The organism is Methylobacterium sp. C25 (genome assembly GCF_021352225.1).
Classification (GTDB): domain Bacteria; phylum Pseudomonadota; class Alphaproteobacteria; order Rhizobiales; family Beijerinckiaceae; genus Methylobacterium.
Genome location: NZ_JAAUVI010000005.1, coordinates 140,988 through 153,773 on the forward strand (window position 1 = coordinate 140,988; position 12,786 = coordinate 153,773).

The window sequence follows — 12,786 nt, forward strand, 5'->3', positions numbered from 1 at the left end:
CTTTTTCGGGCTCGCTCAGGAGATCAACGTGTCGAGGCGGCGCCTGTTTCGTGCGCCGCTTCTCAGGGCTGGGACGCCCTTCTATCCGGGCCGGCGCACATAGCCGCGCGAGATCATCCGCCCGGTCTCGCGCGTGCGCCGCTCGGCCTCGAGCAGGTCGGATAGCGCGTCGGTGATCGCGCGGCGCAGGGCGAGCGAGGCGTCCCCTTGAGCGGTGCTGAGATAGGCCTGGGCGATCTCCTCCACCGGGCTCGCGACTGTGGCAGCGCAGCTGCGCATCATGGCTTCGGTCATGGTCCCTCTCCGACTCGCGTTGAGAACGGATCCAGAACAATCCCGCGCGGTTAACGAGGGGTTAATTCGACCCATCAAAGCCTGTGGATGGCGCTGCAGGCCCCTCGAATCCTGTTCATGGCGATGGTCAGTGATAAGCGGCGCAGGTGTGGCTCAGGTTCGCCTTGCCAGAGCCGATCCCCTCCGCTATCACCCGGCCCTCGCTGAGCCCCATGGGCCGGCGCGATCCCGGCATGGGCGTGTTCGAGCCCAGCGTGCCCGCTCGGCGGCCAGGATTGGAGAGGTGGCAGAGCGGTTGAATGCACCGCACTCGAAATGCGGCATGGGTGCAAGCCCATCGGGGGTTCGAATCCCTCCCTCTCCGCCATTTGGTGTACCAGCTAACCGCAGTTGCCACGGTGAAATGGGCTGGCGTGTTTGAAGGAGGGCTGCCTTCATCCGGCCCTTGATCGTTTCGAACAAGTGCTCGACCGGCTGCGGGCGCGTCGCATCGCGTAGCAGTTCAGCTGGGACTGGCCCACCGCCTCTTCTGCCGCTCCATGACCAAGCAGGCCTGACAGACCGTTATCCAGAAGCGGCTTGGCGTCAGCCCGCCTCTACACTCGCGAAGCAGGGGGGAGCCGCTCGCAAGTTGCAACTGGCAAATAGGTCCGATGTCGGTCGCGCCGAGTCAGGTTTTTCCTCAGTATCCGGAGGCGATTGTCGTCAATAGCGTCGAGTCCGCGCGATTTCATCGAGTGGAGAGACTGATGGCGGTGGGCTCGGGATCAATCTTGAGTGACGGGTCTGAGACGTGGGTCGCGCCTCGATCGCTTCGCAACTGCCTCGGAGCCGACGAAATCGTTCCGCGCGCGGAGGATGCCTGGACCAGCCTCAAGCCCAGCCTCGAACGTGTGATCGCGGAGGCGAAGGTTCGCCGTGTGTTGGAGATCGGAGGCGGTCGCCACCCGTTCTTCACTGTAGCGGATTCCAAGCGGCTTGGGTTCGATCTGACCGTCAACGACTTGGATGCGGAGGAATTGAGCCATGCCCCCGGCGAGTTCGGACGGCTCGTGCTCGATATCGCGGCCGATCTCGACGGCTCTGGTGTCGAACGCGGTGTGTACGACCTGATCTTTTCGCGGATGGTCTTCGAGCACGTGCGCGACGCAGAAAAAGCCTGGTCGAACGTCCACACACTGTTGGCGCCCGGCGGGATCGGCTTTGCCTTCGTGCCGACGTTGTTCTCGCCGCCCTTCGTCATCAATAGGGCGATGCCGGAAGCCCTCACGAGCCGGGTGCTGCGCCTGATCGATCGGTCGCGAAACCCGGACGAGATCCCAAAGTTTCCCGCCTTCTACCAAGCTTGCCGAGCGAGCGAGACCGCCCTCGCGCCGATGCTCACCCGGATCGGGTTCCGCGAGGTCTGCGTCGTTCCGTTCTTCGGGACGCCCTACTTTCCAGCCGTCCCGGTTCTGAAGCACCTCGCCAGTGCCTTCGATCGCTGGGTCGAGCGGCGGGATTGGCGCATCTTCGCCAGCTACGCCTATATCGTCGCGCGCAAGTGACGAATGCGTCGGTCTGTGAACTTCGATCGATGTTCCGACCCTTCGCGGTGATCGAGACCGGCAGGCGCTACCGGTAAACCCGAACCTGATCGATCCAGAGATCGTAATATCCGGACGGTGGCACCGCGACCGGCCAGTCCTGACTGATCGCCAGCGTCAGCATCATAAAGAACGGTGACTGGCTGACGGCTCGATACAGGGGCGCGCGAAATTTTTCTGCGCCATCGAAGTAAAAGATCACCTCGTCATCGGTGGTTTCGACACCGTAATCGTGAAATCCCAGCGAATAGTCCGGCAGTCCCGTGATGTTCCTCTGCGCGATCGGGTGACGCGCGGTCACCGGAGGCGGTGGCCAGTCATGCTCGGTCGCGACGTAGGAGGTTGTCGCGTGTCCGTATGCTTCGATGACGTCGATCTCGACGGCGCCTGTCTTCGCACTGTTGCGGATACTGTCCTGGTCCAGGAGCCAGAATGAGGGCCAGCAGCCCGGGCCGGCCGGAAGCAGCATCCGCACCTCCGCATACCCCTTGCGGAAGGCAGCGCTGGTCGAACCATCGGGAAAACCCGTCGAGAGGTGGCCGGTGGTCCATTTGCGGCCGAAACCGGCCGGATCGGTTCGCTGAGGTTGATAGTTGGCCCGAATTCGGAGGAAGCCATCTCGGATGGTGTAAGGGCTCGGTTCCGTGGAACTGTAGCTGAGGAATGCTGCTGCACTGTATTCCTGTCCGTCCGGCTTCGGGCCCGCATGCCAGATCTTCGGTGACAGCGCGTCGAAGTTCTCGCTCCAGACGAGAGTCCGGCGATGAGCCGGGTGCCCCAGCGGCCTCTCGACGGACGGGGAGCCGTCTGCCCCTCCCTCGACGAAGAGATGAACCCGCAGGCTCAGGTTGGTTTTGAACGAATGGTCGTCCGGCGGCGCATCCCAGGCGAAGACGTCGACCACCAGAGGGCCATTGTCAGCCTTCGAGAGATCGACGATCGCCTTGAAGCGCTGGTCTGCGTCGGGGACGGCTAGGGTCCACACGCCGCCCACCACGATCGCTACGCTGCGCATACCTTTTGCGATGCCCGCGAACGCGACTTTGTCTGCCCGCACTCGCATCCGATCATCGTCGATCGCCACGGTAGAGGCTTGAGCGCCGAGAAGCTGATTGTGGGTCGCGGTCCCCGTTGGCCCTGGTGAGGTGAGTTGCAGGGCGTATGGTCCGGCCTCCGCGACATCCTCCCCGGCTGCCACAGGAATGGTCGCGACGGTGGCCGCGAGGAGCGTAGCTCCCAGCAGAAGAAGGCTTCGCAGCCGATTGCGCATGCCACTGCCTTCCTTGGCGGTTTGTGAAGGTCGATCAGGCCGGGGCCGCGGCTCCGTGAGCGCGCCCCGGAACGACGGGAGGCCGGGCCGCCGCCAGCCGGACCGGTCCCGGCGCAGGGAGGTCGACGGGAGTGGCCGCCAAGGCGGCGCATATGAAGAACATCAGCCCAAGATCGATGGTCGTGCCCGCGATGCACCCGCTGATGAACAGGGCCGTGCAGGCCGACGCGGCTGCCATGCGTACGGTGCGTCGAGTCCGGTCCCGTTCGAAGCACGGTGCGACGAGGCAGGTGACGAGGAATGTCGCGTAAGCGAAGGCCCCGAAGACTCCGATCGTCGCGAGGGTGGCGATCACGATGTTCGAGGCGCGCGCGCTGCCCGGGCCGACGCCAAGCCCATAGCTGTCATAGAAGTTGACGAGGGCCTGACTATTCCAGCTCGCCCGCTCCATTGCAGAGGCCGTATTTCCCTTCATAAAGATCAGTTGCTGCAGGATGTCGCTGATGCTGGCCGTCAGCGTGTCATGAAGGTTTATCGTTCCGACGAGGATCAGGGTGATGATCGGGCTGACGGCGAGGAACGCCAGTCGCGTTGGGCTGACGCGGCCGTACAGGAGCCGTCCGAGGCTACCGAGGTAGACGAGCGCCAGATAGGCCGAGAGCCCCGCATAGGCCGTCGTCGAGGTCGACGCGACGAGGGCAAGAAACAGCAGCAGCGAGAGCACACCGACGATTCGGGATCGGTAGCCGTCGAGCCACAGTGTGAAGGTGAAGGCGAAGAGGGTGAGGGTCGCGGTGGCGAAGGCGGACGCTTCGGGAAACGACCCAACCAGGCGCTTGAACCCTACGACCTCGGCCGTGTCGAGCATGCGATAGGTGGCGTTGCGCATGAAGGCCAGTAAGTCAGCAGTCCCCGTGAAGAACGTCAGGTAGTCGAGCGCTGCGAACACGATGTTGAGGCAGCCGCAGATCATCATCGCCTGGACGATCCAGCCGTGGCTCTTCTCATCGCGCGCGAACGCGTAGAAGACGCCGAAGCAGAGCACATCGGCGATGAAGTATGCGGTCTGCGACAGGTTTCCGCTGACAGGCGCGAGCTGTGTGAGCAACAAGCCCGGCCCGAGATCAGTGCGGGCGATCGTGAAGACGTAGCTCGTGCCAGCGAAAAGACGTGGCATGAAGACTGCGGCCAGGGTCGCATAGAGACCGGTCATAAGCAGCCAGAAGCCCGGCTGCGGCCACGCATAAGCCTCCAATATCCGGCCGGCAAAAGGCCGGCGCAGAGCGATCAGGACGAGGAAGCCGAGCAGCACATGAGCGGGTGGCAGGTTTGCCGACCCGAGCGCCGTTAGAATGGAGGCGGCCGCGGCCCCGAGCAGGGTCGACACGACGCATGCCGTGATCGCGAGGCGTTGGCTCTGCACGAGGCCGAGGAGCCCGACGACGAGCGCAACGAGGCCGATCCACTCGAACGTCATCTCTCAGGTGCCGACCGAGACCAAAGCAGGCGGACGAGGCCGCAGCGGGACGACATCTGAAAGGCTCGCCTCGATGAACGCCCTCATCCTGCGCTCGAAAACTGGCGTGGCGAAGCGCTCCGACAGTCGCCGGATCGCCTGCGGGTCGATCGTCATACGTTCCAGGCGCGAGACGCCCTCGATGATCGCCGCAACGGTCTGCTCGTGAAAGAACAGGCCGGTGACGCCGTCGACGACGGTCTCGGTGGCGCCGCCGCGGCCATAGGCGAGTACGGGACGCCCGCTCGCCATGGCCTCGACGGGCACGATCCCGAAGTCCTCCTCTCCGGGGAAGATCAGGGCCGCGCACTCGGCATAGAGCCGCCGCAACTCCGCGAAGGGCTGCGGTCCGAGAACGGTGATCGTCGGGCCCGCGATGCGTTGGATCTCGGTCAGCATTTCGCCGCCGCCGACGACGACCAGCTTGCGCCCCATCGCGTTGAAGGCTTCGACTGCAAGGTCGGGCCGCTTGTAGGCCACGAGTTCGCCGGCCATGAGGTAGGTTTCGCTCCTGCCGGCCTGCGTATCGATGTAGAAGTCCTCGACGGCCACAGGCGGCGGAATGACCTGGGCGTCCCGCCGATAGTAACGCGCGATGCGCTGTGCGACCGTCTGCGAATTCGCCACGAAATGATCGACGCGCTGGGCGGATAGCGCGTCCCAAGAGCGCACGTAATGCGCGGCGGGCATCATCAGCGCCCGTTTCATGACGCCGGTCGAGCGGCGATAGTCGTGGTACATGTTCCAGACGTACCGCATCGGCGAATGGCAGTAGCAGATGTGGAGCGAGTTCGGCGGCGGGACGATTCCCTTGGCAGGCCCTGACTCGCTGCTGATGATCAGGTCGTAGCCGCGAAGGTCGAGCTGCTCGAGCGCCATCGGCATCAACGGAAGGTAGTTCTTGTAGAGTTTTGCCGGGAAAGGCAGCGAGCCGATGAAAGATTGCTCGACTCGGCGCGAACGGATGATCTCGCTGACGGCTTCAGGGCGATAGACATGCGTGAAGAGATCGGCATCCGGAAACATCCGGCAGAGCGCCTCGACGACCTTCTCGCCCCCTCTCATGCCGACGAGCCAATAGTGGATGATCGCAACACGCATTCTGGATCACTTCCCTTCAGAACTCGGCTGTCTTTGTCGTCAGCTGCTGCATAGCTCCCGCTAAGATCCGGCTTCGCCACGCTATCCGGGCCTCTTCACTGCGGTCAGTCAGTTCGCGCGCCTGCCGATGTCGGATTTTCCCTGACTTGGGCACGATTTTCACTGTCTTCGCGATGGGCTGCCCATCGGGAAGTCTGGCGTCGAGATCTCGCTACCGTCGCTACGGTGTTGAGAGCTGATCTGTCGTCAGAGGAATGAGATGTTCGCAAGCGTCTCGGACACCACGACCACCATCTCCTGCGACGTCTTCGATACGCTTCTCCATCGAGACGACAGGGCCGAGAGCAGCCGATTCCGAACCATCGCCGAACTCGCGTCGCAGCGCTTGAGCGGCGAGCACGGCGTTGCGATCAACCCGAGGCTCGTCTGGCGCACTCGAATCTGCGTTCAGCAGCAAGCCTACCGGGCTGTCGAGCTCGCAAATCCGAAGGGCGACGTGCGCTTCACCGATCTCGTCGCCGTGACCGCGACGATGTTGGGCTTGGAGGGGCGAAGGGCCGCGATCCTGTGTGAGGCAGAGATCGCAGTGGAGCGGCGGCAGCTACGGCCGAACCGACCGTTCTTGGCGTGGTTGGCCGAACAGGCGCGAATGGGTCGTCGGGTCATCGCGGCCAGCGACACTTATCACGAGGGCGCGACCATCGCGCATCTCCTCGATACGCTGGCGCCGGGGCATCCGGTCGCCACGATCTATACCAGCGCCGACCTCAACGCGACGAAGCGGTCCGGTGCGCTCTTTCCCGCTCTGCTGCGCGCGGAAGGCGTTCGTGCAGATCAGGTCGTGCATGTCGGCGACGATGCCTTGGCCGACGTTGAAATGGCTTCCGCCGCCGGTCTGAAAGCCCTTCACCTCGTCCGGCCTCGCCACATCCGCATCCGGCGCAAAGCGGATGCCGTGCGTGCGCGACTGGAACAATTGCTGGTGCATCGGAACGGTTTTCTGGCAGGCCGCGGGGTAGCCCTCACGTGAGCGGGTCTCCGACGGCTTCATCCCCCCCCAACTCGGAAGCGTTCGGGCGAGAGGTTCTCGGCCCGATCCTGGCCGAATTCAGTCTGCGGCTCTGGCTCTCGTTGCGCTTTTTCCCCGAGGCGGACGAGGCGACCCTGCTGTTCTGTGCCCGTGGTGGGCTGCGGCTTAGGCAGGTCTACGAGCGCTTCCTCGCTCGCACCGGTCTGCCTTCGCCGGTCGCTACGAATAGTCTGATGGTCTCCAGGCTGGTGGCCGCCCGCACCTGCGCCCCCGCCTCTGGCGACGCCCTGCTATCGGAACTCGGACGCGAGTTCGAGGGCCGGCCCATGGCAGAGGTCGCGCTCGCGCTCACGCAGCGCCCCGACCTCATCTTGTCATCGAAATGGGACGCGCGGTTCGAGCCGCAGCGCTTTGCCGCCCTTCTGGCGGCGGCTGACGTGGATGCCGTGGCCGTCCGGCAAGCGATCACCGTTCAGGACGCCCTCTTCCGCCGCCATCTGCAGGCGCGTAGCGGCGGCAGACGGACCGTGATCCTGTGCGACACCGGCCTCTACGGCAGCACGGTGCGGCTTCTGCGCGACGGCGTTCCGGACCGCCGCTGGTTCTGCCTGCAATTCGCGCGCAGCAACTACAAAGGCCTCGCCACGCCCCATTTCGACTGCACCCGGGGCCTCTCTATCGAGAGCGACGCCTACAAGCCGTGGGAGCTACGTACCTCCGGCCTGCGATTTTGGCACCTGATCGAAGCCGTTCTTGAGCCGGATCTGCCGAGCGTTCGGACTTTCGTCGAGCCGTCCGAGTCTGAGGAGCCGCGCTCGAATTTGGAGGTCGAAGGCTGGGAGCACCGGATCGCGGATGACGCACGCGGCCTGTTCTCAGGGGTCCTGGCCTGCATCGACACGCTCGACGAGACATCGCTGACGCGGATCGACGATGACGCCGCGCTCGCATGGAGGCGGTTCAAGCGTGCTGTCGTCTGGCCCCGCAGCGCTGACCTCGCCACGTTGAGTCTGGCAGATCGTTCGCGCGACTTCGGCCGGACAGAGAGAGTGACGCAATTCGCATCCGGCGATGTCGCATTGGGGCGCGCGGTTCGAATCCGCGACAGCCTGTGGCGCGAGGGGGCCGTCATGCGAATGTTTCCGCGTGTCGGTCGTGCCGGGTTGGTCGCGATCGAACTGGCTCATACCAGTCGCGCGCTGCGATCTGTCTACGATCGATGGCGTGGCAGCGAGACGGGCATCCCTGCATGAGGATCCTTCATCTCGCCAACCACTGCCACGAGATCGGCAACGGCATCATGAACGTCGCCGTGGACATCGCCTGTCGCCAGTCCGAGCGCGGGCATTCGGTCGCCATGGCCAGCGCAGGCGGCTCCTACGTGAAGCTCCTGGCTGAGTACGGAGTCAGGCATTTCGACCTGCGCCAGAGTTGGCGCAGCCCCCTGACGCTGCCGCGTACAGCCTTGGCACTGAAGGCGCTGATCCGGTCTTGGAAGCCGGAGGTCGTCCACGCCCACATGATGACGGGTGCACTTCTCGGCCGGCTCGTCCGCGCAGGGGCCGACTGGCGACTGGTCACGACGGTCCACAATGAGTGGCAGCGAAGTGCCGTGATGATGGGTGTCGGCGACCGCGTCATCGCCGTGAGTGCGGCCGTGGCGGAGCAGATGAGCAAGCGACACATTCCGGCCTCCAGGATCGACGTGGTGCGCAACGGGCCGCTGAACTCACCACGCCGCGCAACTGATGGGGACGAGGTCGCTGAACTCTCACATCCCGCGATCCTGACGGTCGCTGGTCTCTATGCCCGCAAAGGTATCGGCGACCTCATCACGGCGTTTGGCGCTCTGGCCGAGCGTCATCCAAGCGCCGCCCTCTACATTGTCGGCGACGGTCCCGACCGTGCCCGGTTCGAGGAACAGGCGCGGGCGAGCAGGCTTGGCGGCCGCATCCGCTTCATCGGCTTTCTGGCGGACCCGCGGCCATACTTCCGTGGTGCCGACATCTTCGTCCTTGCCTCGCGCAGCGAGCCGTTCGGTCTCGTCATCGCGGAGGCGCGAGAGGCTGGCTGTGCAGTAGTCGGAACCGATGTCGGTGGCATTCCCGAGGTTCTCGAGGGCGGCTGTGCCGGATTGCTGGTGCCGCCAGGCGATCCCGAGACGCTCGGCAGGACGCTGTGCGGGCTGCTCGATGATCCTGCCGAGCTAGCCCGCTGGCGTGTGGCAGCGGGGCAAGAGCTCGGCTGGCTCGATACGCGCCGCGTGGCGGACGAGACTGTGCAGGTCTACCAGCGCGCCATCGACGCGCATCGCCTGCGCGGCAGCGGACGACCGATCGCCGCCGGCACCAGACGCCCCTCCCCCGCTGACCGATTAGCAGGCTAGGGCATGTCATCTCGGTTCGCTCGGAACTCCCTGTTCGCCACTCTGGCGGGCCTCAGCACCGCGCTCGGCAGCTTCGTCAGCATGGTGCTGGTCGCACGCCTGCTAGGTCCGATCGACACGGGCATCATCGCCTATGCCCTCTGGCTGGTGACGCTCGCCGTGACCTTCGCAGATTTTGGCATCTTTCAGTCGCTGACGCGCTACCTGCCCGAGCTGACTGCGACTGGCGACGAAGCCGACGCGCTCGGTCTCGCGGCCTATCTGCTGCGCCCCTGCCTTGCACTCGCTGCGCTGGGAGGGGCCATCTTTGCGTGGCTCGGTTGCAAGGCAGATGGCCCGAACCCCGACTCTTTGGCTCGGATCTGGTGGCTGATCGGTCTGCTGTTCACGACGCAGGTCGTTTCGAATTTCGGTCTCGGTGTCCTGCGCGGAATGCAGCGCTTCGACGCCGCCGCGAAGCTCACGCTCGGCTCGCTGCTCATGCAACTCTGCGCCGTCACGGCAGGAGCGCATTTCGACGGGGCCGAGGGTGCATTGCTCGGCTATTGCGCAGGGAGCCTGCTTCCGATCGCGACGGCGATCCGGGTCGGAGCGCACGGCGCCCGTATCGAACTTGAACTGCGCCGACGGACCCTGCGCTTCGCGCTTTACGCGTGGGCTGGCGCACTGACGACGACGCTGATCTGGTCTCGGTTGGAGATCTTTTTCCTCCAGCGCTATCAGGGCAGTGAAGCAGTGGCCCTGTTTACGGTTGGGTTCACGTTCTCCAACCTCGCTTCGCAGGGACCACTCCTGCTGACGGGCGGCCTGCTACCGTATTTCGCCGAGAGCTATGGGCAGCGCGCCACGGACCGGACACGCAGCGCCTACGCCACTGCGACCCGGATCATGGCCTTTCTTCTTTTTCCAAGCTGTCTCGGGCTCGCCGCGATCCTGCCCGCGCTTCTGCCTCTCATATACGGCTCTGCTTTTTCCGCCGCGATCCCCGTAGCGAGCGTGCTGGTGGCGGGCGCGGCCATCGGGGCGACAGGATCCGTCGGATCGCAGATGATTTATGCGCACGAGCGCAGCGACTTCGTCTTTATCAGCGGTCTCGTCGGAGCCGCACTCTCGATCGCTGCCGGTTTCCTGGTCGTACCGTCCTTCGGGATGATGGGGGCTGCCCTGTCGCGGGCAGCCGTTCACGCCGTGATGGTCGCATGGGGCTCGTGGTTCATCCTGCGCCGGCTCGGTTGCCCGATTCCGCTGGGCGATCTCGGGCGACTGCTGATCGCTGCGCTCCTCTGTGCGCTCGTGGCTTACCTCTGCATCTGCTTCGTACGCGACCCGATACTCTCTATTCCGTTGGCAATCGCGAGTGGGGCGGCCGTCTATCTCATCGCCGTGCGGAGCTTTGGGGCGCTCCCGGCGCAGGACGTTTCCCGTCTGCGTGCGATGGCGGATCGGATCCCCGGCCGCGTGCGGATGCCGATGGACAGTCTCCTGGCGATGCTCAGCCCAAAGGAAGCCTGAAGGGTGCCGGCCCGACCGGCGATCTAGAGCGAGGGTCAGTTGCGATGTTTCCAGATCCGATACGACTCGGACGGGCACTGCGACGGCGTGTGCTGAGGTTGACGCCGTTCGTGGACCTGCAAGTCCGATACGACGCAATCGATCGGCCGCAATTCGCCTATGGCATCTATCAGGCGGCCCGACAGGCGAAGGCGCTCGGCTACGAAGCGATGAGTGTGCTCGAATTCGGGGTCGCCGGCGGCAATGGTCTCCTGGCCATGGAGAACGTGGCGGCCGTGATTGGCGCCCACCTCCGCTTGCGGATCGACGTCTACGGGTTCGACACCGGCCAGGGAATGCCTCAACCACTCGACCACCGCGACGCACCGTTCATCTGGCGCTCTGGCCAATTCCGCATGGATTTTGAGGCACTGGCCGCTCGGCTGACGACAGCCCGGCTCATCATAGATGACGTTGAGACGGGACTACGGCGGTTCATCGATGAGATGAAGCCTGCGCCGATCGGCTTCATCTCTTTTGATATGGATTATTATTCATCGACGCGGAAAGCGTTGGCGCTGTGTGAGGAGGGCCACGACATCTTCCTGCCGCGGCCCTTCTTCTACTTCGATGATATCGTCGGCGACGATTCCGAGCTCCATTGCGAGTTCATCGGAGAACTCCTCGCGATCCGGGAGTTCAACGACGCGCACACCGATATGAAGATCGCAGCGATACACGGGTTAGCGGCGAAGCGCGCGGTGCCCGACCACTGGCACGTCAAAACCTTCGTGCTGCATCGGTTCGAACATCCGCGTTACTGTGACTTCGTCGGAGCAAAACCCAATTGGCAGATGCCGCTGAAGGCGGTTCGCAGTCGAAGCCGGACATGGACACCGGCGTGAGAGCCGGGCTTCTCCCGACGATCTGCTCGCTCGAAGGCATGATGCCGGGGCGCGGACCGTCAGAAGACGCGCGCGGCGACGGCTCACTGGCGGCACGTGGTCGGCTAAATCAACTCGACGGACTGCGCGGCGCTGCCGCCCTGTTGGTGGTGGTCTTCCACTTCCTCAGCGCCTTCGCTCCGCGCTTTGCCGTCGGCGAAGGCGTGACACCTTCCCTATGGGACGGGACCGCGTTCGGCGCGCTCTTCAACGGGCCGTTCTCGGTGTCGGTGTTCTTCGTGCTGAGCGGTTTCGTCGTCTCGAACTCCGCGGCCGGCCGGCGAGCGCCTGTCTATCTCATCGCGCTTCTGCGGTATCTGCGGCTCGCTCTGCCGGCCACGGCGAGCGTCTGCTTCGCCTGGATTCTGCTCTCGGCGATTCCGGACGCCGCGCGCGAACTCGATCGGCTCGCGCCGAGCCCCTGGCTGCAATGGGTTTATCAGGGCCTCATCCCGTCGGCGGCCGCCGCACTCTACGACGGTCTGGTGGGGATGTTCCGCACCGGCGGATCGCTCTTCAACAATGTGCTCTGGACCATGCGGATCGAGCTGCTCGGGTCGTTCCTGCTCTACGCGGTCTATGCGTGGACGCAGGGCAGCGTCCGGGTCGTGATCCTCATTGCGGTCGGGATCGCCGCTGTCGCGATGCACCGGTTCCACTACGACGGCTTCATCCTTGGCGCGCTGCTACGGGAAGCCTGGATCCGCGGCCAACTCGGTGCCGTCGCACCGGTGGGGGCATTCTGCCTCGGCCTCCTTCTCGGCAGCCACGTGACGCTCGTCGCAATGGGGCCTGACTGGCTTGGGCGAGTGATCCCCGGCGAAGACCTCGAACCGATCGGAGCAGCCCTCATCGTCTACGGATGTCTGTGCTCGCCACGCCTCGGCCGCGCCTTCGCCAGTCCGGCAATGCGCTTCCTGGGGCGAATCTCGTTCTCGCTTTATCTCGTCCACGTGCCGATCCTGTGCACGCTCACCGCTGCGACGGTGGTTGCACTATGGCCGCTCGGCAACTTTAGTCTCGCAGGCGTCTTCGCCGCCTTTCTGGCCCTGTCCCTTTTGGTCGCGACGTTGTTCACCTACCTCGTCGACGAGCCGGTTCTCAGCGTCTTGTCCAGCCTGCGTCGCGTCGCTACGCCGATGCTGCGCCGGCCGCGCATCGCCTGAGC

11 protein-coding genes and 1 tRNA gene are annotated in these 12,786 nt (G+C 64.6%); 8 read left to right on the forward strand and 4 right to left on the reverse strand.

The window, feature by feature from the left end:
• Positions 1-81: 81 nt before the first annotated feature.
• Complete coding sequence (locus HCU64_RS15260) at positions 82-294, reverse strand: hypothetical protein (RefSeq protein WP_233384912.1); 213 nt, start codon at positions 292-294, stop codon at positions 82-84.
• A gap of 277 nt (positions 295-571) precedes the next feature.
• Between HCU64_RS15260 and HCU64_RS15265 the strand changes: the two genes are divergently transcribed.
• Both HCU64_RS15265 and HCU64_RS15270 read left to right on the forward strand, forming a co-directional pair.
• A tRNA-Ser gene (locus tag HCU64_RS15265) sits at positions 572-661 on the forward strand.
• A gap of 406 nt (positions 662-1,067) precedes the next feature.
• Complete coding sequence (locus tag HCU64_RS15270; protein WP_233384913.1) at positions 1,068-1,841, forward strand: class I SAM-dependent methyltransferase; 774 nt, start codon at positions 1,068-1,070, stop codon at positions 1,839-1,841.
• A gap of 67 nt (positions 1,842-1,908) precedes the next feature.
• Here HCU64_RS15270 and HCU64_RS15275 read toward each other — a convergent pair whose 3' ends face one another.
• The 3 genes from HCU64_RS15275 to HCU64_RS15285 are packed head-to-tail and all read right to left on the reverse strand — an operon-like array spanning position 1,909 to position 5,767.
• Positions 1,909-3,150: a glycoside hydrolase family 16 protein gene (locus tag HCU64_RS15275; RefSeq protein ID WP_233384914.1), complete on the reverse strand. Its 1,242-nt coding sequence runs from the start codon at positions 3,148-3,150 to the stop codon at positions 1,909-1,911.
• 34 nt (positions 3,151-3,184) lie between these two features.
• Positions 3,185-4,627 carry a hypothetical protein gene (locus tag HCU64_RS15280; RefSeq protein ID WP_233384915.1) on the reverse strand — a complete coding sequence of 481 codons (1,443 nt, stop codon included), beginning with the start codon at positions 4,625-4,627 and terminating at the stop codon, positions 3,185-3,187.
• Positions 4,628-4,630: 3 nt separating this feature from the next.
• A complete protein-coding gene (locus HCU64_RS15285) occupies positions 4,631-5,767 on the reverse strand; it encodes a glycosyltransferase (RefSeq protein ID WP_233384916.1) in 1,137 nt (378 codons plus the stop codon).
• A gap of 259 nt (positions 5,768-6,026) precedes the next feature.
• Here HCU64_RS15285 and HCU64_RS15290 point away from each other — a divergent pair, with 259 nt between their 5' ends.
• From HCU64_RS15290 to HCU64_RS15315, 6 genes are all read left to right on the forward strand, one after another.
• Complete coding sequence (locus HCU64_RS15290; protein ID WP_325169981.1) at positions 6,027-6,797, forward strand: HAD family hydrolase; 771 nt, start codon at positions 6,027-6,029, stop codon at positions 6,795-6,797.
• A gap of 233 nt (positions 6,798-7,030) precedes the next feature.
• On the forward strand, positions 7,031-8,050 hold the full coding sequence (locus HCU64_RS15295) for a glycosyltransferase (protein WP_233384919.1): 1,020 nt from the start codon (positions 7,031-7,033) through the stop codon (positions 8,048-8,050).
• Positions 8,047-9,183, forward strand: a complete 1,137-nt coding sequence (locus tag HCU64_RS15300; RefSeq protein WP_233384920.1) for a glycosyltransferase family 4 protein — start codon at positions 8,047-8,049, stop codon at positions 9,181-9,183. The genes HCU64_RS15295 and HCU64_RS15300 overlap by 4 nt, the downstream gene beginning before the upstream one ends.
• Before the next feature lie 3 nt (positions 9,184-9,186).
• Complete coding sequence (locus HCU64_RS15305; RefSeq protein ID WP_233384921.1) at positions 9,187-10,695, forward strand: lipopolysaccharide biosynthesis protein; 1,509 nt, start codon at positions 9,187-9,189, stop codon at positions 10,693-10,695.
• 110 nt (positions 10,696-10,805) lie between these two features.
• Complete coding sequence (locus tag HCU64_RS15310) at positions 10,806-11,579, forward strand: hypothetical protein (RefSeq protein WP_233384922.1); 774 nt, start codon at positions 10,806-10,808, stop codon at positions 11,577-11,579.
• Positions 11,522-12,784 (forward strand): acyltransferase family protein, encoded by a 1,263-nt coding sequence (locus HCU64_RS15315; RefSeq protein ID WP_233384923.1) that lies wholly within the window; start codon positions 11,522-11,524, stop codon positions 12,782-12,784. Before HCU64_RS15310 ends, HCU64_RS15315 begins: the two co-directional genes overlap by 58 nt.
• Positions 12,785-12,786 lie beyond the last annotated feature (2 nt).